At 43.3% G+C, this 26,324-nt stretch carries 26 protein-coding genes, 1 tRNA gene and 1 pseudogene; 9 read left to right on the top strand and 19 right to left on the bottom strand.

The window, feature by feature from the left end:
* The first annotated feature begins 169 nt into the window (after positions 1 to 169).
* From fdxA to NI469_RS06570, 3 genes are all read left to right on the top strand, one after another.
* Positions 170 to 493 carry a ferredoxin FdxA gene (gene fdxA, locus NI469_RS06580; protein WP_004279936.1) on the top strand — a complete coding sequence of 108 codons (324 nt, stop codon included), beginning with the start codon at positions 170 to 172 and terminating at the stop codon, positions 491 to 493.
* A 137-nt stretch (positions 494 to 630) separates the two neighbouring features.
* Positions 631 to 1,350, top strand: a complete 720-nt coding sequence (locus NI469_RS06575; RefSeq protein ID WP_004279938.1) for a D-Ala-D-Ala carboxypeptidase family metallohydrolase — start codon at positions 631 to 633, stop codon at positions 1,348 to 1,350.
* 132 nt (positions 1,351 to 1,482) lie between these two features.
* Positions 1,483 to 2,148 (top strand): O-methyltransferase, encoded by a 666-nt coding sequence (locus tag NI469_RS06570; RefSeq protein WP_004646686.1) that lies wholly within the window; start codon positions 1,483 to 1,485, stop codon positions 2,146 to 2,148.
* A gap of 168 nt (positions 2,149 to 2,316) precedes the next feature.
* On the opposite strand, the gene NI469_RS06565 is transcribed toward NI469_RS06570, so the two are convergent.
* The 11 genes and pseudogenes from NI469_RS06565 to NI469_RS06515 form a co-directional block, all read right to left on the bottom strand.
* Positions 2,317 to 3,159 (bottom strand): universal stress protein, encoded by an 843-nt coding sequence (locus tag NI469_RS06565; RefSeq protein WP_253174662.1) that lies wholly within the window; start codon positions 3,157 to 3,159, stop codon positions 2,317 to 2,319.
* A 193-nt stretch (positions 3,160 to 3,352) separates the two neighbouring features.
* Positions 3,353 to 3,970: a DapH/DapD/GlmU-related protein gene (locus NI469_RS06560; protein ID WP_253113097.1), complete on the bottom strand. Its 618-nt coding sequence runs from the start codon at positions 3,968 to 3,970 to the stop codon at positions 3,353 to 3,355.
* Positions 3,963 to 4,562 (bottom strand): IMPACT family protein, encoded by a 600-nt coding sequence (locus tag NI469_RS06555; protein WP_004646684.1) that lies wholly within the window; start codon positions 4,560 to 4,562, stop codon positions 3,963 to 3,965. The genes NI469_RS06560 and NI469_RS06555 overlap by 8 nt, the downstream gene beginning before the upstream one ends.
* A gap of 119 nt (positions 4,563 to 4,681) precedes the next feature.
* Positions 4,682 to 5,869 (bottom strand): annotated as a pseudogene (locus NI469_RS06550) (beta-barrel domain-containing protein).
* The gene (locus NI469_RS06545; RefSeq protein WP_253174661.1) at positions 5,866 to 8,007 is read right to left on the bottom strand and encodes a type I secretion system permease/ATPase; all 2,142 of its coding nucleotides are present in this window, start codon (positions 8,005 to 8,007) and stop codon (positions 5,866 to 5,868) included. The pseudogene NI469_RS06550 and the gene NI469_RS06545 overlap by 4 nt, the downstream one beginning before the upstream one ends.
* Positions 8,004 to 9,485, bottom strand: a complete 1,482-nt coding sequence (locus NI469_RS06540; protein ID WP_420909170.1) for a TolC family outer membrane protein — start codon at positions 9,483 to 9,485, stop codon at positions 8,004 to 8,006. Before NI469_RS06540 ends, NI469_RS06545 begins: the two co-directional genes overlap by 4 nt.
* 204 nt (positions 9,486 to 9,689) lie before the next feature.
* Entirely contained in the window at positions 9,690 to 10,433 is a 744-nt protein-coding gene (gene lptB / locus NI469_RS06535) for an LPS export ABC transporter ATP-binding protein (protein WP_005104345.1), read from the bottom strand.
* A complete protein-coding gene (gene lptA / locus NI469_RS06530; protein WP_253147048.1) occupies positions 10,433 to 10,999 on the bottom strand; it encodes a lipopolysaccharide transport periplasmic protein LptA in 567 nt (188 codons plus the stop codon). Before lptA ends, lptB begins: the two co-directional genes overlap by 1 nt.
* Positions 10,983 to 11,531: an LPS export ABC transporter periplasmic protein LptC gene (lptC, locus tag NI469_RS06525; protein WP_004729873.1), complete on the bottom strand. Its 549-nt coding sequence runs from the start codon at positions 11,529 to 11,531 to the stop codon at positions 10,983 to 10,985. The genes lptA and lptC overlap by 17 nt, the downstream gene beginning before the upstream one ends.
* Positions 11,532 to 11,564: 33 nt before the next feature.
* Positions 11,565 to 12,104, bottom strand: coding sequence for a KdsC family phosphatase (locus tag NI469_RS06520; RefSeq protein ID WP_004279958.1), 540 nt, complete (start codon positions 12,102 to 12,104; stop codon positions 11,565 to 11,567).
* A gap of 3 nt (positions 12,105 to 12,107) precedes the next feature.
* Entirely contained in the window at positions 12,108 to 13,151 is a 1,044-nt protein-coding gene (locus NI469_RS06515; protein WP_004279959.1) for a KpsF/GutQ family sugar-phosphate isomerase, read from the bottom strand.
* 432 nt (positions 13,152 to 13,583) lie between these two features.
* On the opposite strand from NI469_RS06515, the gene cysS reads away from it, so the two are divergent.
* From cysS to NI469_RS06495, 4 genes are all read left to right on the top strand, one after another.
* On the top strand, positions 13,584 to 15,005 hold the full coding sequence (gene cysS, locus NI469_RS06510) for a cysteine--tRNA ligase (protein ID WP_004729875.1): 1,422 nt from the start codon (positions 13,584 to 13,586) through the stop codon (positions 15,003 to 15,005).
* A 62-nt stretch (positions 15,006 to 15,067) separates the two neighbouring features.
* Positions 15,068 to 15,143, top strand: a tRNA-Gly gene (locus tag NI469_RS06505).
* Positions 15,144 to 15,334: 191 nt separating this feature from the next.
* A complete protein-coding gene (locus tag NI469_RS06500; protein ID WP_253174660.1) occupies positions 15,335 to 16,123 on the top strand; it encodes a hypothetical protein in 789 nt (262 codons plus the stop codon).
* Positions 16,124 to 16,216: 93 nt separating this feature from the next.
* Entirely contained in the window at positions 16,217 to 17,194 is a 978-nt protein-coding gene (locus tag NI469_RS06495) for a fatty acid desaturase family protein (protein ID WP_253174659.1), read from the top strand.
* 31 nt (positions 17,195 to 17,225) lie between these two features.
* On the opposite strand, the gene NI469_RS06490 is transcribed toward NI469_RS06495, so the two are convergent.
* Both NI469_RS06490 and yfcF read right to left on the bottom strand, forming a co-directional pair.
* A complete protein-coding gene (locus tag NI469_RS06490) occupies positions 17,226 to 18,167 on the bottom strand; it encodes a cation diffusion facilitator family transporter (protein ID WP_004279963.1) in 942 nt (313 codons plus the stop codon).
* 130 nt (positions 18,168 to 18,297) lie between these two features.
* Positions 18,298 to 18,939, bottom strand: a complete 642-nt coding sequence (gene yfcF / locus NI469_RS06485) for a glutathione transferase (protein WP_253174658.1) — start codon at positions 18,937 to 18,939, stop codon at positions 18,298 to 18,300.
* Between the two features lie 242 nt (positions 18,940 to 19,181).
* Between yfcF and NI469_RS06480 the strand changes: the two genes are divergently transcribed.
* On the top strand, positions 19,182 to 19,898 hold the full coding sequence (locus NI469_RS06480; RefSeq protein WP_253174657.1) for a glutamine amidotransferase: 717 nt from the start codon (positions 19,182 to 19,184) through the stop codon (positions 19,896 to 19,898).
* Between the two features lie 47 nt (positions 19,899 to 19,945).
* Here the strand turns inward: NI469_RS06480 and NI469_RS06475 are convergent, their stop codons facing one another.
* From NI469_RS06475 to NI469_RS06450, 6 genes are all read right to left on the bottom strand, one after another.
* Positions 19,946 to 20,533 carry a YceI family protein gene (locus NI469_RS06475; RefSeq protein WP_253174656.1) on the bottom strand — a complete coding sequence of 196 codons (588 nt, stop codon included), beginning with the start codon at positions 20,531 to 20,533 and terminating at the stop codon, positions 19,946 to 19,948.
* 130 nt (positions 20,534 to 20,663) lie between these two features.
* A complete protein-coding gene (locus NI469_RS06470; RefSeq protein WP_253174655.1) occupies positions 20,664 to 21,119 on the bottom strand; it encodes a GNAT family N-acetyltransferase in 456 nt (151 codons plus the stop codon).
* Between the two features lie 175 nt (positions 21,120 to 21,294).
* Positions 21,295 to 21,510, bottom strand: a complete 216-nt coding sequence (locus tag NI469_RS06465) for a hypothetical protein (RefSeq protein ID WP_180038561.1) — start codon at positions 21,508 to 21,510, stop codon at positions 21,295 to 21,297.
* 133 nt (positions 21,511 to 21,643) lie between these two features.
* Complete coding sequence (tkt, locus tag NI469_RS06460; protein ID WP_253174654.1) at positions 21,644 to 23,632, bottom strand: transketolase; 1,989 nt, start codon at positions 23,630 to 23,632, stop codon at positions 21,644 to 21,646.
* Positions 23,633 to 24,077: 445 nt separating this feature from the next.
* Positions 24,078 to 24,461 (bottom strand): prepilin-type N-terminal cleavage/methylation domain-containing protein, encoded by a 384-nt coding sequence (locus NI469_RS06455; RefSeq protein WP_253174653.1) that lies wholly within the window; start codon positions 24,459 to 24,461, stop codon positions 24,078 to 24,080.
* A 60-nt stretch (positions 24,462 to 24,521) separates the two neighbouring features.
* Positions 24,522 to 24,761 carry a hypothetical protein gene (locus NI469_RS06450; RefSeq protein WP_253174652.1) on the bottom strand — a complete coding sequence of 80 codons (240 nt, stop codon included), beginning with the start codon at positions 24,759 to 24,761 and terminating at the stop codon, positions 24,522 to 24,524.
* Between the two features lie 173 nt (positions 24,762 to 24,934).
* Between NI469_RS06450 and metK the strand changes: the two genes are divergently transcribed.
* The gene (gene metK / locus NI469_RS06445) at positions 24,935 to 26,101 is read left to right on the top strand and encodes a methionine adenosyltransferase (protein ID WP_004646663.1); all 1,167 of its coding nucleotides are present in this window, start codon (positions 24,935 to 24,937) and stop codon (positions 26,099 to 26,101) included.
* Positions 26,102 to 26,324: the final 223 nt, after the last annotated feature.

Raw genomic sequence — 26,324 nt, 5'->3', positions numbered from 1 at the left:
AGTGCTGAACATACCGATGAATGCTGTAATTCATCGGTATGCGACCTTTTTTCAAATTTAACAGCCCTATATATAACAAATATCAATAAAAGGAATTGTTAGTTCCCCCTGTTTTTGCCTAAAATACAGCATTCGTAATTAGAACCATATTTTTTAGGTAGCTGTCGCCATGACCTTCGTTGTCACTGAAAATTGTATTAAATGTAAATATCAAGACTGTGTTGAAGTTTGCCCTGTAGACTGTTTCTATGAAGGTCCTAACTTCCTTGTGATTAACCCGGACGAATGTATCGACTGTGCGTTATGCGAACCTGAATGCCCGGCAAATGCAATTTTCTCTGAAGACGAATTACCAGAAGGTCAGGAAGTCTTTATTGAACTGAATGCTGACCTGTCACAAAAATGGCCAAATATCACACAAATTGGTGACCAGCCAGCAGACCGTGAAGAATGGAATGGCAAAGCAGACAAATTACAATACCTTGAAAAGTAATTAGTTTAAACTTTAAAAGATCAGCACTTGCTGATCTTTTTTATACTCAACGCACACATTTCATTGCAATATTCTCCAAATTTCTCCCTATATTTAGTCTAAAATAGCGCTATTTTGTAAATATCTGATTTCTATAAATGAAGAACTTGTTAAAGGGATTATTGAGTCTTTGTATAATTCCTCTTGTTTTTGTGGGCTGTACTACGACTACAAAACAACCTGGACAGGCCACCACACCTGCTGGAAAACGGATTTACATTCCACAAGAACGTGTTCAATACGATCGTAAAGCCCACCCAAAAACTGTGCCTTATGTGTATACCCACTGGGTATCGGCACTGGATAATTTGTCACGCGTGCGTGAATATGAGGTTTTTCTGGAACGTCATGGGGTTGGCAATATCATTCCGAGTTTCGAATTGATGCGTACTGCACGTGATTGGGCCAAGTGTGGCCGTTCCCAATACATGATTCCAAGCCGTGAATTATGGGCCAATCAGATCCCAACTTTAAAAGTCTTTAAATATCTGGTTGCAGCCAATGTACTGACTGATTTTGAAGTCACGTCAGTCTATCGTGACCTGCCTTTAAACCAGTGTGCCGGTGGTGCCAACTCTTCACGTCATCTGTACAACTCTGCCATCGATTTCCGGATTGGGCCTGAATATCCGCAGGCACAAGATTATAGCTATATTGAAAATACCAAGTTCAAATTGTGTCAGTTCTGGGTACAGCATGGTCAAAGTCTGAATATGGGACTTGGCATGTATGCTTCAGGTCAAATCCACATCGATACCCAAGGTTATCGTACCTGGGGACCGAGTTTAGGCCGTAATTCCTCGATGTGTAATTACTAAGTCATGACAACCACTCTACAAAGTTCATTCAGGACATTGTAGAGCCTAAAAAATCATCACCTATAGAACAATAAATTGCGCTCTGCCGCGAAAAGTTTAAAATGCACGCATCGCAATCGAGGTGCTAAGACTATGCAACAAATGTGGACAGACATTGATCACTATATTGATTCACATTTAATTCCTGAAGACCCTATTCTGAATCAAACTCTTGAGAATACCGCAGCGCACGGTTTTCCTGATCATCTGGCTGTAGCACCGAACCAAGGCATGTTGTTGCAGATGCTAATCCAGATGAACCAATGTAAACGTATACTGGAACTCGGCACATTTGCAGCATATAGCACCATGTGGCTGGCACGTGCTTTGCCGGATGATGGCTATATCCTGACCATTGAAGGACGTGATACCCATGCAGCGATGGGTCAGGAAAATATTGATCGCGCGCAGCTTAAACAGACCGTCGAACTGAAATGCGGCCGTGCAGCAGATGTGCTTAAAGCCCTGCCTGAAGATACGGAAGCTTTCGATTTCATCTTTATTGATGCAGACAAACAGAGTTATCCGGAATATCTGGAACTCAGTTTAAACCTGTCGCACTCAGGTACACTTATTTTTCTGGACAATGTGATTCGTGCTGGCGAAATCATTAACCCGGACAATAATAAACCAAGTATTGAAGGCATTCGTGACATGTTTAAAGCGCTTCAAAATCATCCACGTATCTTGTCATGCACTGCTTTACAAACGGTTGGCAGCAAAGGACATGATGGTTTTGCACTCGCGATTGTGAAATAAAACAAGAAGAACAAAAATCACCCAATGACATATTTACCATAAATAACATTAACTTATAAATATTAACCACAGAGTTATCCACAATATATGAGGATAACTCTGGTCATTTTTAAATCAAGCTGTAACAATTTACGATTAGACTTCGCGCTTGGCTATTATATGCAATTCTCACTTCGCAACCAGTAAAGGCACTTTTGAATTCCGGAAAATCGTGGTCGCAATACTGCCCAAAAAGAACTGGTGAATTTTACTGTGACTAAATGCACCCAACACGATCAGCTGAATTCCGAGTTCCTGCTGATAGGTCAAAATATTTTCTGCGACATCGCCATAGCGGTATTGTGGCACCACATCTAAACCAGCCTGATTTAAATATTGCAAAGGCTCATTCAGAATCTCAGCATGATCACCGATATATAACAAATGGCATTGCAATAAGCGCAGCAGATCACTTTCCGCAATCCGTTTCATCATCTTGATACAGGTCGGTGAATATTCATAGGCGAAAATAAATCGTGTCGGCGGCTTAAACTGTTCTCCGACAGTCATCACGGTACAATTGGCCCCACGAATAAAATTTTCGACATTGGTGCCGATCGGTTTATTCTTTTCAGCTGAGCGCTCACCGAGCAATCCAATTAATGCGATATCATCCGGCTCAAGAATCTGGAAACTTTGCTCCAGAAAATCCCCTTTTTCCTGAATATGTGTGGTTTGAATACCATGTTCTGCCAGAATCCGCTCGGAAATGTGTTGCAGCAGGTTATTGCTATAATCCAGCGCAATTTCACTTTGTTTTTGTTCAAGCTCAGCCAACTCTTTGAGTAACATGGCATTGCTTTCAAAGCCAATAACCCCACTGATTTCCCCCAGATGATAACTGGCCGGGTAATAATCCAAAACCTGTAACAGGACCAGTTCACGGCCAGTCTGTTTGGCAATCCATGCCGCCGCGTCAGCCAGCGCGTTTATACATGGTGATGAGTCGATGCAGGCGATGACACGTTTCATGTTTAGCCTCTCTTCTATTTATGATAAAAATTTCTTAGTTATTTTTAACTTAGCATAAGCATTCAAAAATGTGCAGCGAAATCTGTAAGGCTTGACTTGAAATATGTTAACTTTTATGTGAACAAATATAGATCAATATATCGAATCATCTGCTGAGTCAGGCTGTTGCATCAAGCACTTGACTTCCAAAAGCTTATTCACGATAGCGAATGAATTGGGCCGGATTACCGGCGACAATCGCACGCTTCTCGACATCCTTGGTCACCATACTGTTCATTCCCACCACGGCCTGATCTGCGATTTTAATTCCGTCCTTGATACCGACATGCGCACCGAGCCACACATCCCGACCAATCTCGATGCCTTGCGAACGTACTGGCTGCTGATAAATCGGCTGCTCCAAATCCATGCCATGATCAAAGGCATAAAGATGACAATAAGCGGCGATGCGCACCTGATCATGCAGTTTAATCCCCACCCGGCCACCATCCAGAATACAGTGATGATTGATCGCCACTTCATTACCGATCTCTAGGGGGCCATGTAAGGTGCAATCTGCAGCAATAAAGCTATTATCACCAATAATGATTTTGCGTCCCGGCTCCGCGAAAATATGTGCCAGTGGTGAAATAAAACAGTTTTCACCAATCTCGATGGTTTCCATTTCCATCAAGTAAGCCTGATAGTCCTTTTGCCACGCTTCTGCCCAGCTACGATTTTTAGGCTTTAAAGACCAGTACAGCCAAGGCATATAATTCAGGCGATGTTTGTGCTGTTCACGATATTTCAGTAATGGATCTACGTCAGTCATCTGTCGCTTCTTCTATGATTTTGAGCTGTTCACGGCCGCGGGTCACATCTTGAATTTTTAAGGCAAAAGGTTGAATTTGATGTAACTGAAATAAGGCGCTGATCTGCACCCCTTCGGCTGTATATTCTTCCTGATAATCGATTTGCTGCTGATTCAATTCATATTGAAAGATGGCCCATTCATTGAATTGACAGGAAAATTGCACCTTCTTCTTTTCAATCAGTTCAATTTTTTCTGCCAACAACAAACATTGTCCAGCGCAACCGCCATAGGCACGTACCAAGCCCCCTGTTCCCAGCTTGATCCCGCCATACCAGCGATTGACCAGTACCAGCACATTGGTCAGCTCATTGCCTTCAATGGTCGCCAGAATCGGGCGTCCCGCTGTGCCTGAAGGTTCACCATCATCATTAAAGCGTACCTGATGGCCAATTTTCCAGGCCCAGCATTGATGCGTGGTGCTTGGATCACGATAAGTTTCCAGAAAATCTTTGACGTCCTGCTCATTCTCAACAGGGGTGGCAAAGGCCTGAAAGCGGCTTTTTTTGATGTCTTCCTCAAAACTGACCAGGCTGGCAATGGTAAATGGCATAACTTCAGGCTTTAAACTCTCACTGCTGCAGTATACCCGCTTTGCACAGACAAATAAAAAGCCTCTCCACGGAGAGGCCTGATTTTGATCGATTGTTTTACTCAATTGCTTGGCAAATATTACCGTTCACGCAAGGCTTCTTTGGCTTTATTAAATGGCTTGATCAGATAATCCATTACGGTTTTTGAACCAGTACGAATATCCACGGTGGCCACCATCCCTGGAGTAATATTGAACTCCTACCCGGCATTATTGCTGAGCTTGTCGCTATCGGTACGGATATACACCCGATAATAAAATTGATCCTGCTTGACTTCATCACGCAAGGTATCCGGTGAAATCATCGCAACTTTACCATTCAACCCACCATAGATCGAATAATCATAAGCTGTAATTTTAACCAATGCTTCCTGATCAGGGCGAATAAAGGCAATATCACGCGGCGAGATTCGTGCTTCAACCAGTAATTTTTCATCCAGTGGCACGATGGTCATCAACTTGCCATTTTGTGGAATCACGCCGCCCAGCGTCATCACATCAATCTCTTTGACGACACCGCGAACCGGTGATTTAAAAACAGTTCGGCTCAAAGTATCCGACTTGCCACGTACCACCTGTTGCTGGGTTTCTACATCAGTATTGGCTTTGGACAATTCTTCCCGCGCATTCACATAATATTGATTACGGATATCATTCATCTGATTACGCAGGTCATTGGCTTCACGTTTTAGACGCAACACTTCAACTTCACTGGCTGCCCCTTTGGCGACCAAGGGAGCGGTCATTTCCAGTTCTTGCTGCACCAGTAACAAAGCCTGTTCCAGGCCTGCAACAGATTCTTGCAAATTGGCTCGACGCGACTGATACAGGGCCGTTTCTTCTTTAACCAATTTGGGGTATTTCAACACATCTTCAGGAAAGACCAACGGTGCGCCGGTGACTTCCGCACGTAAACGGGCTGAAGTGGCACGTGATGACACCAGCAAGGATTCTGATTCACCGACGTTGGATTCAAAGCGGGTCGGATCAAGCTGGGCCAATACTTGCCCACACTCGACAATCTCACCTTCTTTGACATTAAGTTTAGTCAAAATACCGCCATCCAGAGACTGAATCACCTGCTATTTGGATGATGGAATTATTTTTCCAGTACCGGTAGATACTTCTTCCAATTTGAATAACCAGGCCCAGGTCAGTAATACCAGTAGGCCAATGCCGATAATCCAGATGATGACACTTGATTTGGGTAATGGCGGTTCCTGAAAGCTGACCTTGCTGGAACGTTTTAGTTGCTGTAGTTCACTCATGCACTTGCTCCCACAACCCGCTTATTACCACCCTGCGACTGATTCAGGATCTGATCCCGTGGTCCATCCATCACAATCTTGCCATCATTGACCACCAGAATACGATCCACCAGTTCCAATACCGCACGGCGATGAGTGGCGACGATCATCGTACGATGGGTTAAATAACCTTTAAGATGATCAATCAACTGTTTTTCTGACACATCATCAATGGCGGCAGTCAGTTCATCCAGCAGCAAAATCTTTGGTTGACGGATCAACAGCCGTGCCAATAACAAGGCTTGGCGCTGTCCACCAGAGAAGCCGACACCGCCCTCTAAAATGATATGATCCAGCCATTCTTTTTTCTCCTGTACAAATCCCAGTGCGCCGGTAATTTGTAAGGCTTCCAGAATTTGCTGATCGGTGGCCAACGGCGCACCCAAAGTCAGGTTTTCACGAATGCTGCCATAGAATAATTGTGAATTCTGATTCAGCAAGCCCATATCACGACGTACATCTGACGGGTCAATCAAGGTCAGATCAATACCATCCAGCTTGACCTTGCCCTGTAGCGGTGTCTGCATCCCAGACAAGAGCTGCAACAAGGTTGACTTTCCTGCACCGTTACGGCCCAGAATCGCAATTTTCTCTCCGGGCTTGATCTCTAGCTTGGGAATCATCAAACTCGGTTTCGGATCATCATCACCATATTTAAACACCACACCGTTAAGCTCATAATGCCCATCCAGTGCCGGACGATGAATCAGGTGCGAATAGTCCGGCTGGTCCACCGGTTTTTTCATCAATTCATCCAGACCGGATTTCGCTACTTTGGCCTGCTGCAAGCGACCCAGTACGCCCGTAATTTGTGAAATTGGTGCCAGCATGCGTGAAGATAGAATCGAACAGGCCACCAGTGCGCCTGTGGTCATGTCACCCTCCATCACCGCAAAAGCCCCGACCAAGACTACAATTGCAAAGGTCAGTCCCTGAATTTTTTGGGTCCAGGCGGTTATCAAGCCGACAATTTTACGTTGCTGCATGCTGACATCGGCTGACACTTCATTCATATGATTCCACTGATTCTGGAAACGCGTTTCAGCTCTTAACAGCTTGATGTCTTCAATTCCTTGTACAGCTTCTACCAGCAAGGCATTGCGGATGGCAGATTCACGCATCCCCAACTGGGCCAGCTGTGCCAGTTTTTTCTGCGCCAGAATCCCTGGAAGAATCATTAAGGGCACAACGAGTAACATGACCCAGAACAGATTGCCACCGATCACCCAGAAGATGCCTAAGAACAGGAAGAAAAATGGCAGATCGGCAATGGCCGTAACTGTGGTTGAAGTCACCAGCTCGCGGACGCCTTCCAGCTCGCGAATTTGTGAAATAAAAGTTCCTGTCGATTTGGAACGTTCGCTGTTTTTAATCCGTAATGAATGACCAAATACCCGGTCAGAAATTTTTAAATCCGCGCGTTTACCAATAATGTCTGAAAGATAAATACGGGATACCCGTAATACAAACTCAAAAATCGCAGCGATCAGTACACTACCTGCCAACACCCATAACGTCGGAATGGATTGTGATGGAATGACACGGTCATAGACATTCATCGAGAAGACTATCGTGGCCAATGCCAGAATATTGGCAATTAAAGACGCAAACATCACATCGATATAACGCTTCCAGTCATTCAGGACAATCGACCAGAACCAGTTTTTTTCAAAAGGTTTGATATATTCATCAACACGTGCATCCGGAACTGAAGATTCAGGACGCAGCACATAAAGATGCTTTATGCCAGTCTCTAACTGTTCAATCGTGAAACTTTGAGATAAACCCTCATCACCACTGAGCTGAATGCTGACATTGCCCTGCGTGTCGATGCGTTCGATCACGCCCACATCATCACTATCGAATTCAACTAGTAAAGGTAAACGCCATGGATTCAGCAGGCTGCGCTCAAATTTATTTTTACGGACATTTAAACCCATCTGACGACTGACTATCTTGAGCATGTCATCGATGTCATGATGCTGGTTCCAGTCCAGTTGCAGGCGTATCCGCTCCTCAGAAGGCTCGATCCGGTAATGCCGGGCAATATTTAAAACTGCCTGAAGCCAAGGTTGATAATTTATTATTGTAGTACTCATGGCTGAACTTCAAACCCCTGAATAGAAATGCTGTTAAGCGCGTAAATATCCCGTGTACGGCCCGTGACCTGAATGTACTGTACGATCGCCGAGTAAATGTCATAGCGTGCCGATTCAATTTCCTGCGCGGCACTATGAATGGCTTGCTCTGCATTCAGCAAATCCACCACGGTTCGGGTACCCAATTTATATTGTTCTTGATACAGCTCTTTGGTGCGTACCGTGGTTGCGCGGCGCTGGGATAAAACCCCCATTTGTTTTTGTTTATTTTCAATCTGCTCGCGGATCAAGCGCACCTGATCCAGCACATCCAGATAGACCGTATTGACCTGTGCGCGTGCAGCTTCTTCGGCATAGCTTGCGGCACGGGTCTGTGAACGCGTTGCACCACCCTGATACAAATTACTGCTGGCTTCAATCATGACTGAATTATAAAAGCCATCATCTTCATTATTATTTGGATTCCGTCCATTCATCGCCTGACTTAGACTACCTTTAACACTAATGGTCGGATAAGGGCTTAGCCGCGCCTGATCTTTTTGCAAACGGGCAACATTGACCCCGGCATGGGCCAGAATCATGTTCGGAATCTGGGTAAATTCCGGATCCTGATAAAGATCGGCCTGTGCCACAATACGCTCAGGAATATCCCATTCAACGGCGGATACATCAAATCCCAGCAAGGTACGCAAGCGTTGTTGATATTGTCTGAGCTGGGTCTGCTGTACAATCAGATTCGATTGCGCTGCTTCCAGATTGGACTGCGCCTGAATTGGATCGGCCTGACTGCTGATCCCGGCGCGGGCACGCAAATTGGCAATTTCTGCAATCCGTGCAATGCCCTGAATCTGCTGCTGGGCAATCTTGGTAATCTCCTGATAGCGCTTAATATTCACTATTGCATCAGCCACTTCAAATGCGACCTGGTCCAGACTGACCAGCACCCTGGCCTGTTGTTCTGCCAAGCGGGCTTCTTCCACATTGACATTGGTTTTAATTTTGCCAAAGTCATACAGCATCTGGGTGGCATTCAAAGAAACCATTTGTCGTCCACGTTCACCGGAAGTGAGGTCACCTGTCCCGATACCCCCGGATAACTGCGGATAATAACCCGATCTCGCCACATCAATATTCGCGGCCTGCGCAGATAATGTCGAAATACTCTGGGTGATTTCAGGACGGCGCTGCACCGCCCGATGTACGGCTTCCATCAGATTCATTTTCTGTGGAATGCCAGCTGTGATCGTAGAACTTAAAGCTGGCTGTCCTGACTGTGGCCGGGTAATTTGCGGCAGCTCAGCTACTTTTGATGTATCTAATGAATAATGACCAAGCGAGGTAATATCAATGGTATGCGCTGACCGTGTTGGTTTGGGTGCAATCAACTGGCCCAAGCCATTCTTGAGATTGGCAAAATAATGGGGTGAGCTTTCTGCATGCCCCAAAGACACAGATAAAGGCAAAAGAAGAAGTATCAATTTCCTTCTTTTTTGATCTGTTTTCCCCTGATTTTTTTAAAGTGTTCTGCCCTAAATCGCATAATTATGTAATGTTTCTTGTTTTAGCCTAACAATATATCAAATCCCTTTAAAAGAAATCTTTTTCACTTTGATTTGATCAAAAAAAACCCTGCATCCGACAACTGGCGCCTGATGCAGGGTTTTTATAGAAAGCAGGATTATTTAAACAGTGAAATCATCACCCAGATAAACTTTTCTCACAGTCTCATTCGCCAGGATTTCTTCTGGTGTACCTTCAGCAAGCAATGCACCCTCACTGACAATATAAGCATGCTCACAAATCGCCAGCGTTTCACGCACATTATGATCGGTAATCAGCACCCCAATTCCGCGATCTTTCAAGGTCGTAATAATATCCTTAATATCTCCAACCGAAATCGGATCGACACCGGCAAAAGGCTCATCGAGTAACATAAATTTTGGGTCGGCCGCAAGTGCACGTGCAATCTCGGCACGACGTCGCTCACCTCCCGATACACTCATGCCCAAAGAATCTTTGATATGAGTGATTTTAAAGTCTGCCAGTAACTCCGCCAGACGTTGCTGACGTTGTGCCTTGGTCATATCTTTACGGGTTTCCAGAATTGCCATAATATTTTCTGAAATCGTCAGTTTTCGGAAAATTGAAGCTTCCTGCGGCAAATAACCAATCCCCTTACGTGCCCGTTCATGCATTGCGAGGTCGGAAAGATCCAGATCATCGAGATAGATTTCTCCCTTATCCATCCGCACCAGACCAACCACCATATAAAAACTGGTGGTTTTACCGGCGCCATTTGGTCCCAGTAACCCGACAATCTGGCCACTTTCCATGCTGAACGATACATCTTTCACTACCCAGCGTTTATTATAGTTTTTCGCCAGATGTTTAATGGTGAGGGTTTGAACCTGCTGCGATTGCTCCATTAATCACGCGCTCCCGGGAAGGATGTTGAACTAGAGGGTGGAATCACGATTTGTACACGACCAGACGATGAACCGGTTTTGTTTGGTGTTCCGGTGGCTTCGATATCGCCTTTGTTCATGCTGTATTTTAAAGTCGCACCACGAATACTGGCACCGTCCTGTTGCAGGAAGGCATTGCCTGACAAGGTAATAATCCCGGTTTCAGCATTGTAGACAATTTTCTGCGCCTGACCTTTGGCAAGACCTTTGGCCGGATCCACTTTTTGCTGGAACTGTGCCGGGCTGCCAGTAGCCGTAATCAGGCTGATCTGACGCTTATTGTTCAGATTGGCCACAATCGAATTGGCTTGCAGCTTCATGGTGCCCTGTTCAATGATGACATTGCCCGAATACGTCGTCACACCCGTCCGCTCATTGAAAGTCGCCCGGTCAGCCAGCAAGGTGATTGGCTGGTTACGGTCAGATGGCAGCGCAAAAGCAGTGATTGAACCGAGTCCAACCACAGCCGCCAGCGTCATACGCTTCAGGAAAGTGTGCATCATTTTGGCTTTAGGAGTTTGGTTCATACTTTCCTCGAATATTAAAGAATTCGTATTGACCATCATTAAGATTGGCTTTAAGACCCTGGCTGACAAATTCAGCCTGTGGAGATTCCACAATCACTGTCTTGTCTGTTTCAATTTCACGTGTTTTCGGAAAAGCGGTCAGTTCTTCAGTACGAAACTGCATTTTCCCATTTTGCATGATTTTGGTGGCGAACACTTCTTGAGAGAGTACAACTTTTGTATTGTCATCATAACCATGCGCCATTTTGGCAAAGAAAGTTGCATCGACTTTGCCATTGTCATAAGTCGATGCTCGCAGATTTTCTAGCTTTGAAGTTTCTAGCTGCAGGTTCTGCTCAAGTCGGTCCACTTGGGCACGAACCGACACCTGGCCTGTTTCATCCGTCTGGGTTAAGTTAATATTTTGAGCGGAATAGGTCATGCTGCGCGCAGAATCTGCCTGCAGCTTGTTGCCCTTGCCGCTGTAATAGTAATAACCACCACTTATTGCGGCAATAATCACAGCCGTAATATATAAAACTTTAGTATCCATAAGCGGTGTACTTAATCCAAAAGATATGACTTATTAATAAGGCGCACGAGTATATTTTTCAAGTAACTCTTGGTACATGCCTTTGGACATTAACAGCATATCGCAGATTTCACGCACCGCACCACGTCCACCTTGGGCCTGAGTCACCAGATCGGCACGGCGGCGAACTTCAACATGACCATTAGGCACGGTCACTTTCATGCCGGCAATGGCAAAAGCAGACAGATCAGGCCAGTCATCGCCCATGTACAGGCAATCTTCAGGATCAATGTTGAGCTGTGCGCAGGCTTCACGAAGTGCTGTACCTTTGTCTTCACGGCCCTGATAGACCAGATCAACACCCAGATCCGACATACGCTTTTCTACGATATTGCTTTTACGTCCGGTGATAATAATCACCTTGATCCCTGCTTGCTGAACCAGTTTCATGCCCAGACCGTCACGAATATCAAAGGATTTGATCTCATCGCCAGTATTAGTCAGCGTTACAAAGCCATCACTTAAAATACCATCTACATCAAGCACCAGTGCTGCAATATGACGTGCCTGCTCTAATAATACATAAGATGCCATTTATTAATTTACCCCAGCCTGAATCAGGTCATGCATACTAATCACACCAATGACTTTATTGGCATCATCAACAACTACAAATTGATTAATTTTATGCTCATTCATACGTTCCAGTGCCACCACTGCACGTGCTTCCTGAGAAATGGTCAACGGATTTTTGGTCATCACGTCCTGAATAGCCAGATTGACATCAAAACCTTGCTGCTTATCAATCAAGCGACGCAAGTCACCATCGGTAAAAATCCCCAGCAACACATCATTTTCATCGACGACTGTGGTTAAGCCCAAGCGCTTGTTGGAAATTTCGTACAATACTTTATTCATGGCGGTATCAGGCGAGACTTTCGGCAAATCGGCTCCAGTACGCATCAGATGCTTCACATGCAATAACAGACGCTTACCCAGTGCACCTGCAGGATGTGAGCGTGCAAAATCATCCGAGGTAAAGCCGCGAGCGTCCAGTAAAGCCACCGCTAAAGCATCACCCAAAGCCAATGTTGCCGTCGTTGACGATGTCGGCGCTAAACCCAGTGGGCACGCTTCCTGAATATTACCCAGCGTCAAAGCTACATCAGCATTTTGTGGCATTGGACCACGATCATCACCACTGATGGTAATCAGCGGAATTTCCAGATGTTTGATGAGTGGCATCAACATCATGATTTCATCACTCTTGCCCGAGTTTGAAATCGCAATCAGCACATCACCAGCCACCAGCATACCTAAGTCACCATGACCGGCTTCACCAGGATGCATAAAGAATGAGGGAGTTCCGGTCGAAGCAAATGTCGCCGCCATTTTACGGCCAATATGACCTGACTTGCCCATTCCGGTAATCACCAGACGGCCGGTACACTGTAGAATAATTTCACATGCCCGGCTAAAACGGTCATCAATCTGTGTTGCTAAAATCTGTAGTGCATTTTCTTCGATGCGCAGTGTTTCAAGTGCGACTTTCTGGAAATCTAGTTGATTCGCTGTTTTTTGTGGATTCAAAGCCTGTTTACCTACGCTAAGGACAGAGAAAAACTCTGGTTTGATGGGCATAATTTTCGCAATTTTAGCATAGCTATGCAATTGTAAGCTTTCTAAATGTAGAAGATTCGACGGATTTTTAATATATTCAGATTGTATTTAACTTGCACAATCTGGTATCTCCACCTCTACATTCGCTTCATTTTTGACGCTGTAAAAGGCGCTTGTTTTTATTTTTTAGGGGAACGCGCTTACGCTATCCAAAATAGGTTTGGTTCAAATCAGACCAGACTCATTCAAATATAATTTAATCATACTGGCAAACATTACCTCTGAAAATGTAAGCTCAATATCGCTATTTCACTTCCTGAACCTCTTCTTTCTAAATCACTCTCGTTGCCTAACTATCCTAAATAACTGAGGCTTTTTGCGCTTTTATCTTTATGAATAATTATGCTTAGGTTAAGATGATTCATCCTTTTATTTGAAGTCTTTTGAACAGCTATGCAACCATTTGTTCTATATAACTCAGAGCAACGCAAAAAAGTAGAATTCGTACCTCGTGTTGAAGGTCAAATTGATCTGTATGTCTGTGGTATGACGGTTTATGACTACTGTCATATTGGACATGCACGTACAGTGGTTGCATTTGACTATATTATCCGTTTCCTGCGTAGCCAAGGCTGGAAAGTCAAATATGTGCGTAATATTACGGATATTGACGACAAAATTATTAAACGTGCCAATGAAAATGGCGAAAGTATCTCAGAGCTAACCAGCCGCTTTATTGATGCGATGAATGAGGATTTTGCCAAACTGGGCTGCCTTGCACCTGATGTAGCACCTAAAGCCACAGATTACATCGATCAGATGCAGGATATGATCAGCAACCTGGTCGACAAAGGTACGGCTTATCCATCCAATAATGGTGATGTCTACTTTGAGGTCGAGAAGTTTGCCAAATATGGTCGTCTTTCTGGCCGTAAACTAGAAGATATGCAAGCCGGTGCCTCTGAACGTGTCGATGTTGAAGTCGAAAAGAAACATCCGTTTGACTTTGTCCTCTGGAAACACGCCAAAGAAAATGAACCGTCATGGGCATCTCCTTGGGGTAATGGTCGTCCAGGCTGGCATATTGAATGTTCAGCAATGTCGACCTGCTGCCTGGGTAATCATTTCGATATTCATGGCGGCGGTGCCGATTTAACCTTCCCGCACCATGAAAATGAAATTGCACAATCTGAAGCTTCTACTGGCGAACAGTATGTCAATTACTGGATGCATGCCGGATTTATTAATGTCGATGGCGAGAAAATGTCGAAGTCTTTAGGCAATTTCTTCACTATTCGCGACGTGATTGAAAAATTCCATCCGGAAGTGGTGCGTTATTTCATTGTCTCTTCCCATTATCGTAGCCCGGTGAATTACTCGGATGTTGCCTTAAAAGAAGCAAAAAATACCTTGTCTCGTTTCTATCACTCGTTTAAAACCTATCAGGCGGTTTATGGTGATCATCTGATTGAAACTCTGGATGAGGCTTTTGTTGAACGTTTTAATACCGCTATGTGTGATGATTTCAATACGCCTGAAGCGATTGCGGTATTGTTCGAAATCAATAAAGAACTGAATCGTGCCGTGAAAGAAGAAAATGCGGAACAGGCAGCGATTTATTATGCAACTTTACGTCACCTGACCAATATTCTCGGTCTGGTACAGCAGGATGTAGAAGAGTTCCTCAAGTCTGACATTGGTCAGGAAGCTCTAGGGTTGTCACCTGAACAAATTGAAGATTTAATTCAACAGCGTCAGGATGCCAAGAAAGCCAAAGAATTCGCACGTGCGGATGAGATTCGTCAATCTTTACTTGATCAAGGTGTTGTTCTTGAGGATACCCGTCAAGGTACGGTTTGGCGCCGTGCTGATTAATTAATCAAACAGATTTATAGAGAGTTGACACTGCTGTGGAATTCTCTATAATTCACCTCATTGCGGGAATAGCTCAGTTGGTAGAGCATAACCTTGCCAAGGTTGGGGTCGGGAGTTCGAGTCTCCTTTCCCGCTCCAGAATACGAAAAACCCTTATCGAAAGATAAGGGTTTTTTATTGTGTTTGAAAAAAATTTATTAATAAAATGCATATCTCAAATCACTTATTCATCCTCTTTTACCCTGACAATTTTTTTGGGTTATTTATGACAAAGTGCTATTGTGGATAAACTTTAAAACTTTCAATCCCTTTCATAACGATATCGTTTCATGACTTATAAATTAAATGCTCGTCATCTAATTCTAGATCTTTTATATGCCTCTAAAAACTCCACCCTGTCTATTAAGCGGATATTAACTGCTGCTGAATTATTGGGTATATCTGACAATGGGATCCGTGTCGCTGTGGCCCGATTAAATCAGGAAAATGTGATTCAAGCTGTAGAGCGCGGCGTGTATCAATTATTAGAGAAAAAGTTCGATACTTCTTTTATCAGCTTAAACAAACATCCTGATATGCAAACGGCGACTACATGGAACGGAAAATATGTATTGGTCTATACCGGTGCTTTAGGACGTGTAGACCGTACCGCCTTATCTAAAAGAGAAAAAGCGCTGCGTTATTATGGTTTTCAGGAACTAGAGCAAAATGTTTTTATTCGTCCCGATAATTTAACACTAAACCTAAGTCCATTAAAAACAGCTGTAATCCAGTTTGGATTAGATCCTGACGCACGTTTTTTCCAGGTCAGTCAACTGGAAAGTGAAACCGAAGTTCGTGATTTATGGGATATCGAAGCGCTACATCAGACCTATCATGCAGTACAGCATGATATCAATGACTGGTTTGAGAATTACCAAAATCTGACTTTAGCAGAGGCTGCAAAAAGTGCCTTTTATCTAGGTAAATCTGCCCTATTTAGTTTACGTGCTGATCCTTTGCTTCCTGCAGAATGGATAGACACCGATGCCCGACAACAATTTGAGCTCACAGTCCGCAAAATAGAAAAACAGGGACAATTTTTATGGCAACACTATTTTAAAGACCAAGGGGTCTAATTTATTTCTTTTTTATACACAAAAATAAATTGACTGTAATATTCCCTCCAAATATATTGAATACAGCAATAAGAACTAAATATAGGCAGAAAAATGAACAGCAAGGTCAGTGTCACAGAACTTTTTAGTCGTGATGAAATTAAAGAGCTCACCACGACCTCAGACTTGCATGGTGCTTGGGCAGTAGGTTCAACCTGGACCGTAATTGTCATGACCTTTGGCACGGTAGCCTATAGCTGGGAATATTTACCTACGTGGGGAAAAGTCCTGATGTGTGCATTGGCATTGGCCATTTTGGCTGGCCGACAACTTGCGCTGGCCATACTGATGCATGATGCTTCGCACCATAGTCTATTTAAAACCAAATGGTTGAACACTCATTTGACTGACTGGCTCTGTGCACGCCCGATCTGGAATGATGTCAGCAAGTATCGTCCTTATCATCTAAAACATCATGCTAAAACCTCGCAGCCAGATGATCCTGACCTGGGGTTGGTAAAAAATTTCCCCATTACTCAAAGCTCACTATTCAGGAAATTCTTCCGTGACCTGAATGGGCAATCTGGACTTAAGTTCCTTGCAGGTCGAGTATTAATGGATCTTGAATTACTGGAATGGAGCGTTTCCAATGACCCCAAGCCAATTCCGCGTGGTGATCGCAGCAATTTAGAGTTAGCAAAGAATCTGTTTAAGAATAGTTCCGGTATGCTCATCTCAAATGCAGCAATTTTTTCTGCTCTTTGGGCCAGTGGGCATCCTAAACTGTATTTATTATGGCCTCTAGCCTATATCACTCCATTTCCCTTGTTTATCCGCATCCGCGCCATGGCTGAGCATGCGGGCCTAGAAACCAGTCATTCTGCCCTTAGCAATACCCGCACCACCCGTGCAGACTGGCTGGCACGTGCTTTTGTAGCCCCAATTCATGTGAACTATCATATTGAACATCATTTGATGGCCTCTGTGCCGCATCAAAAGCTGGCGAAAATGCATCAGATGTTAAGGGAGCGTCAGTATGTCGATGCTCCGCCAAGTTATCTGGATGTGATTCGCTCACTTTTAAAAAAATAATCAACTTTCCCGACGCTTAGATTATTCCACTTCAATGCTGATGGGTTTCAGCATGTGAATGCGGATGTGAGGATTGTCCCCGATGTTCCGGCGGGCAATCTTCCGCTTCAATCTGCAAGGTCATCTCGGTAATATGATGCTCATGGTGAAGCATCTCAAAGGTCTGATGCCGCAGTTTCTGATAATCCACATTCGGTGCAACCAGATGCACGGTCAGCATGACTTTTTTGGAAGTAATCGCCCAGACTTTGAGCTGATGAATATCCTGGACCCCATCAAGCGCCAAAAGATCGTGACGTAATTTTTCAATATCAATTTCCTCCGGCACACCTTCAAGCAGAATATTGATGCTCTGTTTCAGCAAAATCCAGGTCCTTGGCAATACCCAAAATCCGATTAATACTGCAATGAGTGTATCTATCCACATCCAGCCGGTGAAATAAATCACTAGTGCTCCAATAATCACGCCTACAGATCCCAGTGCATCACTGAGCACTTCCAGATAAGCACCTTTGACATTGAGACTTTCCTGACTACTAGACACCAGAATTTTCATGGAAATCAGATTAATGATCAGCCCCAAAACAGCAACAATCATCATGCCAAGGCTTTGAATTTCTGGTGGATGACTCAAACGCTGATAAGCTTCAAACAAGATATAAATCGCAACCACAAACAGCATTAAGGCGTTAAACAAAGCAGCCAAAATCTCAAAGCGCTGATAACCAAATGTCCGTTTATTGTCTGCCGGTTTTTGTCCAATTTTGATAGCGACTAAAGCGATAGCCAGTGCAGCAGCATCGGTAAACATATGCGCAGCATCAGAAAGTAAGGCCAAACTTTGAGTTAGAAAACCAGCAATCACTTCCACAATTAAAAAAGTGGTGGTTAATCCCAGTGCTATTGATAATTTTCTGGCATTTTTTGCAGTCACGGTGACATGACTATGCTCATGATGATGTGAATTTCCCACCGGCCACTCCTTCCTTCTTATTCAACGAGGACTGTATCCTCAGCATCTTTCAAGTCTTGTTCTGATTCATATTACGCTTGAATTTTATCTATTTAAGTAGGTTTTTTATGAACTGTTTTATCAGTCGACATTAGATTAAAGTTTTAGCTTTTTCATGCTCTGCCAGCCAAGCCTGTACCGAAGCCCGCTTAAAATTACGCTCGACATATTCTATTATTTTCACAGGAAGTTTCACCTGATGACTCAGCAGACGATGCAACATAAAGGCCAGATCAAAGTCTGCAATGGACCAGTGTTCAGTCAACCATATGTCCTCCAGCATATGTTCTGCCACATTCACCAAGCGCTGAATTTCTTCGGTGATCGGAGCTGTAAGAGATGTAGATATTTTTGGTGGATGAAATACCGAATCGGAAGGCATTTGTTGGCGGATTTGCATAAAATCGGTTTTGACCAAGGCTTGTATGGCGCGACATTTGGCTCTCGCCTGAATTTCCTTTGGATATAGTGCCGGATAACTTGGAGCCGAAAAGACATCTTCCAGATATTCAGTGATCGCCCATGATTCAAACAGGCTAAAGTTATCTACTATTAAACACGGAACTTTAGCACTTGGACAAATGGCTTGATAAGCCGCAGATTTCTGTTGCTGCTGATCTAAATCAATCACGATTTCCTGAAAATCTAAACCCTTTTCTTTTAAAGCAACATAAACCGACATGGCATAAGGGCTGATTCTATTTTTATCGACATATAAACGTATATTCTGCATATCCTTGTTCCTGATGACCTTGTTGTTTTTATTCAGTACGGCAGCCTTACTCTACTCTCTTTTCTATATAAAAGGAAAAATGAACTGCTTGATGTAGCGATCACACGAAAAATGTTTACACACTTACTGATAGTGCAGAGATGCTTATTATTTTTTATTTTGCACGTGATGTGGGGCATAAAGCCTTTTATTTTGCTTTTGATTCACGTTAAATTAAATCATTCTCTTGATATCAAAAAACTATGTTGAACTTAGCCCACCTCCCCGATACCGTGTATGCCATTCAACATCTGGCCTTTGAAGACTTAGGTGCTTGGGAAGATATTTTTTATCAGCTCGGCTTACGTGTGCGTTATTTCGAAGCCGGTATCGATGATCTCACTAAGGCTTTTGAACATCCCGGATTAACAGTCATTCTCGGTGGCCCGATTGCAGTCTATGAAACTGAGGATTATCCTTTTTTACAACAGGAAATAGACTTACTTAAAGTTCGCCTACAAAAGAATTTACCGACATTAGGCATCTGTTTAGGTGCGCAGTTAATTGCTGCTGCATTGGATGCCAAAGTCTATCCAGGAGATGTAAAAGAAATTGGCTGGTCTAAACTCAGTCTTACTTCTATTGAAAATAATCCACTAAAAGCTCTGGAAGATATTGACGTCCTGCATTGGCATGGTGATACCTTTGATCTACCTGAACAGGCAGAGTTACTGGCCAGCTCTGACCTTTATCCAAATCAGGCCTTTCAGGTAGGACAGAATATTCTGGCACTACAATTCCATGCTGAAGTGGTCAGTGAAAGTTTAGAGAAATGGCTGATTGGACATACCTGTGAGTTACGCAAAGCCCAGATCAATATCCCTGCATTGCGGACGGATCATCAAAGCTATGCACCCGCGCTTGAACAGGCCGCCAGTTCGGTATTGCTGCATTATTTAGAAAACTTGCAACTTAAATAACCGTAATAAAAAAGCACCCAGTTGGGTGCTTTTTTAATTTGTCATGCTTATTTTTTCGGAGCAGGAACAAAAGCCTCGGTAGTAATGTTCACTGTAATTTTATCGCCCACATTTGGAACATAACCGCCTACCCCAAAGGCTGAACGGTTAAATGAAGTGGTTGCATTAAAACCAATCGTTTGTAATTTGGTCATTGGGTGTACACCTTGTTTATTTAAAACTGCATCCAGTACCACAGGTTTAGTGACATCTTTCACGGTTAAGTTACCGGTGATTTTGTATTTGTTTTTGCCTAAAACCTGAACTTTAGTACTTTTAAAAGTGATATTCGGATATTTGGCAGCATCAAAAAATTCTGCTGTCTTAATATGGTCATCCAGTGCTTTCACATTCGTATTAATGCTTGCAACCGGGATGTTCACATTAACCGAAGAATTCGCAGGTTTTTCATTATCAACATTAATGGTACCTTGGATGTCACTGAAGTTTGCAGATGGTGTAGAGAAACCAAAGTGGCTCCAAGAGAAAACAGTTGCTGAATGAGTCGGGTCAATCGTATAGCCCACTGGTTTTGCCATAGAAACTGTTGCTACAGATGCGACCGCCAAGCCTAATACTAATGTTTTGAAATTCATGTTTTTATCTCACGTTTTGGATGTTATTAAGTGTATAGAATCTGGAACCGTTTACAGCCCTAAAGATAAAACGTTTTGTTGCAGTGATGAAACGATAAAATTGTAAGTTATTTTTTTTAATTTTTGAGCTTTAATCCATACGGTACTGGATGAATCCAGTTTTCTTGGCGACTTTGTTATACAACGCTTGTGCCTGATGGTTTAATTCATGAGTCAGCCAGTAAACCCGGTCGCAATTACGCTGCTGTGCAACCTGATAGACATGTTGAATCAACTTACGCGCCACGCCTTGTCCGCGATAGTCCGGATGGGTAAATAGATCCTGCAAATAGGCATAAGGTCTTACTGTCCAGCTACTGTTATGTTCGATGACATGCACAATCCCTACGACCTTTCCATCCATTAGCGCAGCAAAACCGTACATTGAATCTAATTCATAATTGGTTAATTTATCCCAGGTATTTTTACTCACCTCATCCGAAATTTGCGCCTGATAAAAGCGTTGATAGTCTTGCCATAAAAATAGCCATTCTGCCTGTGATATTTGCTCTAAAGATTTGATCTGGATCTGGGGCTGTATATTCATGTTTAACCGCTTCTTTGGCTTATTTCTTTAATTTAAGTCATTTCGATAGTAGTCGCTGAATTTTTATAGCGGCCTAAACTTAGCTTTATCTCATCTGGTGCTCATAAGCAACCTGTCAGATGAAAATCATCCGGCATAAAAAAAGCCCCAATCAGGGACTTTTCATGCTTTATGTTTAAAGTTTTTCAACCAGAATACGATCAACTTGTTTTAGGCCAGTCGTCTTTTCATGATTTTTACGACGCACTTTAATGACCTTTTCTTCGGCTAATTCTTGCAGCATTAAATCAACTGCAACCATCGCTTCAAGAGCTAACTCCTGTCCAATCCACTTGAGTTCGCCTGCATCCATTAAAGTAATTTCATCGTTAATTTGTTCATACAAGCTCATGTTCATCTCACTCTTTCATATCGACTATGGGAGAACTTTCTAACGGTTGCCACATGAAAACAACGCTAAAAAGCGAAAAACAAAAGACGCCCCAAAACTGGAGCGCCTTTTAATAAACCGCCGAATCAGTTGATTATGCAGTAATCTCTTTTACAGCTGCTACAACTGCTTCAGTGGTAATCCCGAAGAACTGGAACAGATCTTTTGCAGGTGCAGATTCACCATATGTCGTCATACCGATGACGCGACCATCAAGACCTACAAATTTCCACCAGTAATCTACATGTGCAGCTTCAACAGCAACACGTGCACGAATATTCGATGGAAGAACCGCTTCACGATAAGCCGCATCTTGCTTCATGAATTCTTCAGCACATGGCATAGATACCACACGCACGCCTTCAAGCTGTGCGTAAGCTTCCATTGCCAGAGAAACTTCAGAACCAGTTGCAATGATGATGGCTTTCAATTCGCCTTTTTCTTCAGCCAATACATAGCCACCTTTCGCAGCGTTCTCAATTTGAGCTTGAGTACGGGTTTGGAATGGCAAGTTCTGACGAGAGAAGATCAATGCGGTTGGACCTTCAGCACGCGTTAATGCAGATTTCCAAGAAATTGCTGCTTCAACGGTGTCACATGGGCGCCATGTATTTAGGTTTGGTGTACCACGAAGGGATGCGATCTGCTCAACAGGTTGATGCGTTGGGCCATCTTCACCCAGACCAATTGAGTCATGCGTATACACATGGATCACGCGCTGTTTCATTAATGCAGACATACGTACCGCATTACGTGCATATTCCATAAACATCAGGAATGTTGCTACATAAGGGATGAACCCGCCATGCAGTGCAACACCATTCGCGATTGCAGTCATACCGAATTCACGTACGCCATAGTGTACGTAGTTACCTGCCGGATTGTCCTGTACGCCTTGCGCGCCTTTCCAAAGGGTCAGGTTAGAACCTGCAAGATCCGCAGAACCACCTAGAACTTCTGGCAATAATGGAACAAGTGCTTGCAATGCATTTTGGCTGGCTTTACGCGTTGCAATTGTTTCAGCTTTGACATTCACTTCTGCAATATAGGCATCCGCTTTTGCAACGAAGTCAGCCGGTAATTCACCAGATAAACGACGTTTAAATTCAGCGGCTTCAGTTGGATATTTTGCAGCATAAGCAGCAAATGTTTCGTTCCAAGCTGCTTCTGATTCAGCACCTTTGGCTTTCGCATCCCAAGCTGCATAAACATCTTCAGGAATCACAAATGCTTCGTCAGTCCAACCTAGCGCTTCACGAGTCAAGACGATTTCGTCATGACCGAGTGGTGCACCATGACTGTCTTCTTTACCTTGCTTGTTTGGTGAACCCAAACCAATCACGGTTTTACAGATAATGATGGTTGGTTTAGCAGTTTCAGCTTTCGCCTCAATCGTTGCCTGACGGATTGCATCTGCATCGTGGCCATCAACTTTAATCACTTGCCAGCCGTACGCCAGGAAGCGTTGTTCTGTATCGTCAGAGAACCAGCCTTCCACTTCGCCATCAATCGAGATGCCATTGTCATCATAGTAAGCAATCAATTTGCCCAGACCCAATGTTCCTGCCAAAGAACATGCTTCGTGAGAAACACCTTCCATCAAACAGCCATCGCCAAGGAAGCAGTAAGTGAAGTGATCTACAACTTGGATATCGTCTTTGTTAAATTGTGCAGCTAGGGTTTTTTCAGCCAGTGCAAAACCAACAGCATTCGCGATGCCTTGACCTAAAGGACCAGTCGTCGTTTCAATTCCTGGCGCATAGCCCAATTCCGGGTGACCAGGTGTTTTAGAATGAAGTTGACGGAATGCTTTTAGATCTTCAATCGAAAGATCGTAGCCCGTTAAATGAAGAAGCGCATATTGAAGCATAGAGCCATGGCCATTTGACAATACAAAACGGTCACGGTTTGCCCAATTCGGGTTGGTCGGGTTGTGGTTCATGAATTCACGCCAAACCACATCAGCGATATCTGCCATCCCCATTGGAGCACCTGGATGTCCTGAGTTTGCTTTTTGCACAGCATCCATTGCCAATACACGAATTGCGTTTGCAATACGACGTTCATTAAGCGGGGTTGTCATAAATCAGAGTCCAAAATATTCAGAAATAGGAAATGATGAAAAGACTTTCAAAACTGCTGTCTATTGTCTTAAAAAAACAGCGAGGGGTAAAGACTAACCAACAATATTTATCAGTTTATTGAGTGTCTCTTGCCTTATCGTACAATTATTCCACATTTCTTCTTCGGCTTTGATTCGCTCTACTGGTTTACAGATTGAATTATCCTGCATTTCAAAAGCGACTTTAATTTCTGTATCTGGATTTCAAGCTGATAAACAGGATTGAATTTACGCTGATTTTGTTTCTATTTCATATGTCTCACACCATTATTTTTGAAGAAAATTCATACAATTCTCTGATCTATTCATAATGTAATTTATATTAAATTTTATAAAATATTGGCAGGATTGTTTGATATACAGGTGAAATCTAATTTGCTTAGGCTAATTTCCAACCTCGGCAGACTTATTGTCCTTGACAATCTTTAGGCAAATAGCGCTGCTGAATATCAGTGGAATAACATTTGCCACTATGAACATCAAAAGCGACTGATTTCCCGCGAATGGCCATATCGACTCCCTGCTCTCGTATCTTGAACTCTATCCGGCAAGCGGCATTAATAATGACTTTTTCGATATATTGACCATGCCCACCAATCTGGCGTCCGGCATCACAGTGCTGATCCGAAGCAATAAACTGGGTTCGATATGCTCCAGCCTGTTCAAACACTTCGGCCAATTGATTACGCACGACATAAGCTTGATAACTCATAAAAGCCATCGTCACTAAAATCGCGATAATGATGAGCACGATCAGCACTTCAATCAGGGTAAATGCCTTTTGATACATGATTTCTGATCTCCGTACAGTCTTGCTCCAAGAAGTCCATAGCAAAAGATATCGCCATTCCTAAACAGCCAATGCTGAAGACTTAGCGCTAATATGAAGATATACCCGAACATCAACAAGACATTTGGTCGCAAGGCGCACAGCCTGAATCTGCTTTATTGATGTAATGATCACTTGCTTAAGTAAATTTTGAATTTTGAGCTTTGTATTTTTTCTATCGTCTATTTTTTTAAGATTTAATCGGAAATCTAAGCATTTAATTTTCTGACAGTCTGACGGATTAAAATATTGTTGCTTCATATTCCCCAATCAATAATGCTGTCTCAATAGACATATCAATTTTTTTAATTCTATTAATCAATTAAAAACACAATAATTTGAAACAATTTCGACCAATTTTGTCGTGTTAAGCTAGTCCTAGAGCGCAACTCGATGTAACATATCGGGTCTTTAAAATTAACTGTGATAGGACTATGCGCGAGTACGCTGTATTTACTTCGGAATCTGTAAGCGAAGGCCATCCAGATAAAATGGCTGACCAAATCAGTGACGCTATTTTGGATGCAATCTTAAAAGAAGACCCATATGCACGGGTTGCTTGTGAAACGCTTGTAAAAACAGGTGCGGTTGTACTTGCCGGTGAAATCACAACGACAGCAAATGTTGATTTTGAGGCAATTGTACGTCATACCGTAAACGGAATTGGTTATCACCATTCTGATCTTGGTTTTGATGGTTCAACCTGTGCCGTGATCAACATGATTGGTAAACAGTCACCTGAAATTGCTCAAGGTGTCGACCGCCAGAAACCTGAAGATCAGGGTGCCGGCGACCAAGGTTTAATGTTCGGTTACGCCAGCCGCGAGACTGATGTATTAATGCCTGCGCCGATTTCATATGCGCATCGCTTGATGGAAAAGCAGGCTGAATTACGCCGTAATGGCACCTTGCCATGGTTACGCCCAGATGCAAAAAGCCAGGTAACGTTTGCTTATGAAAATGGCGTACCAGTTCGTTTAGATGCAGTCGTTCTTTCGACTCAACATGATCCTGAAATCACTCAAGCGAACCTGAAAGAAGCTGTGATTGAAGAGATTGTGAAGAAAATCATTCCTGCTGACATGTTCCATGCAGACACCAAATTCCACATCAACCCAACGGGTATGTTTGTGATCGGTGGTCCTGTGGGTGACTGTGGTTTGACTGGCCGTAAAATTATCGTAGATACCTACGGCGGTATGGCACGTCACGGTGGTGGTGCTTTCTCTGGTAAAGATCCATCTAAAGTTGACCGTTCTGCTGCGTACGCAGGTCGTTATGTGGCGAAAAACATCGTTGCTGCTGGCCTGGCTGACAAGTGTGAAATTCAGGTGTCTTATGCAATTGGTGTTGCTGAGCCAACTTCAATTTCAATCAATACCTTCAATACTGCAAAAGTCTCTGAAGAATTGATTATTGCACTGGTTCGTGAACATTTCGACTTACGTCCATATGGCATTACCCGTATGCTTGACCTGATCCAGCCGATGTATAAGCAAACTGCTGCTTATGGTCACTTCGGTCGTGAAGGTTCTGATACTGCCTTTACCTGGGAAAAAACTGACAAAGTGGAAGCGCTTAAAGCCTCTGCTGGTCTATAAGTTTTTCTTAAAAAAAGCCTGCATCATGCAGGCTTTTTTTATGTCTTTTATTTTTTCATTTTTAGAATTATCTCTAGGTCCTGATGACAAATATTTAAATGCCAAGCTTCATACTATAACCTGCCTTTAGAATGATACTTTTGAAACTCCCCTCTCTTTGAATATCGCTATTCCATGAAACTTAAAATAACTTCAGACTAAGCCATTACATTATAAGTATCGA

Source organism: Acinetobacter lwoffii, from assembly GCF_024129735.1.
GTDB classification, from domain to species: Bacteria; Pseudomonadota; Gammaproteobacteria; order Pseudomonadales; family Moraxellaceae; genus Acinetobacter; species Acinetobacter lwoffii_H.
Note: the sequence above shows the minus strand (reverse complement) of the source record. Positions and strands in the feature narration are given on the sequence as shown.

Coding starts and splice junctions, on each gene's coding strand:
- fdxA (WP_004279936.1), top strand. CDS start 170: ATGACCTTCGTTGTCACTGAAAATTGTATTAAATGTAAATATCAAGAC.
- NI469_RS06575 (WP_004279938.1), top strand. CDS start 631: ATGAAGAACTTGTTAAAGGGATTATTGAGTCTTTGTATAATTCCTCTT.
- NI469_RS06570 (WP_004646686.1), top strand. CDS start 1,483: ATGCAACAAATGTGGACAGACATTGATCACTATATTGATTCACATTTA.
- NI469_RS06565 (WP_253174662.1), bottom strand. CDS start 3,159: ATGAAACGTGTCATCGCCTGCATCGACTCATCACCATGTATAAACGCG.
- NI469_RS06560 (WP_253113097.1), bottom strand. CDS start 3,970: ATGACTGACGTAGATCCATTACTGAAATATCGTGAACAGCACAAACAT.
- NI469_RS06555 (WP_004646684.1), bottom strand. CDS start 4,562: ATGCCATTTACCATTGCCAGCCTGGTCAGTTTTGAGGAAGACATCAAA.
- NI469_RS06545 (WP_253174661.1), bottom strand. CDS start 8,007: ATGAGTACTACAATAATAAATTATCAACCTTGGCTTCAGGCAGTTTTA.
- lptB (WP_005104345.1), bottom strand. CDS start 10,433: ATGGAGCAATCGCAGCAGGTTCAAACCCTCACCATTAAACATCTGGCG.
- lptA (WP_253147048.1), bottom strand. CDS start 10,999: ATGAACCAAACTCCTAAAGCCAAAATGATGCACACTTTCCTGAAGCGT.
- lptC (WP_004729873.1), bottom strand. CDS start 11,531: ATGGATACTAAAGTTTTATATATTACGGCTGTGATTATTGCCGCAATA.
- NI469_RS06520 (WP_004279958.1), bottom strand. CDS start 12,104: ATGGCATCTTATGTATTATTAGAGCAGGCACGTCATATTGCAGCACTG.
- NI469_RS06515 (WP_004279959.1), bottom strand. CDS start 13,151: ATGCCCATCAAACCAGAGTTTTTCTCTGTCCTTAGCGTAGGTAAACAG.
- cysS (WP_004729875.1), top strand. CDS start 13,584: ATGCAACCATTTGTTCTATATAACTCAGAGCAACGCAAAAAAGTAGAA.
- NI469_RS06500 (WP_253174660.1), top strand. CDS start 15,335: ATGACTTATAAATTAAATGCTCGTCATCTAATTCTAGATCTTTTATAT.
- NI469_RS06495 (WP_253174659.1), top strand. CDS start 16,217: ATGAACAGCAAGGTCAGTGTCACAGAACTTTTTAGTCGTGATGAAATT.
- yfcF (WP_253174658.1), bottom strand. CDS start 18,939: ATGCAGAATATACGTTTATATGTCGATAAAAATAGAATCAGCCCTTAT.
- NI469_RS06480 (WP_253174657.1), top strand. CDS start 19,182: ATGTTGAACTTAGCCCACCTCCCCGATACCGTGTATGCCATTCAACAT.
- NI469_RS06475 (WP_253174656.1), bottom strand. CDS start 20,533: ATGAATTTCAAAACATTAGTATTAGGCTTGGCGGTCGCATCTGTAGCA.
- NI469_RS06470 (WP_253174655.1), bottom strand. CDS start 21,119: ATGAATATACAGCCCCAGATCCAGATCAAATCTTTAGAGCAAATATCA.
- NI469_RS06465 (WP_180038561.1), bottom strand. CDS start 21,510: ATGAGCTTGTATGAACAAATTAACGATGAAATTACTTTAATGGATGCA.
- tkt (WP_253174654.1), bottom strand. CDS start 23,632: ATGACAACCCCGCTTAATGAACGTCGTATTGCAAACGCAATTCGTGTA.
- NI469_RS06455 (WP_253174653.1), bottom strand. CDS start 24,461: ATGTATCAAAAGGCATTTACCCTGATTGAAGTGCTGATCGTGCTCATC.
- NI469_RS06450 (WP_253174652.1), bottom strand. CDS start 24,761: ATGAAGCAACAATATTTTAATCCGTCAGACTGTCAGAAAATTAAATGC.
- metK (WP_004646663.1), top strand. CDS start 24,935: ATGCGCGAGTACGCTGTATTTACTTCGGAATCTGTAAGCGAAGGCCAT.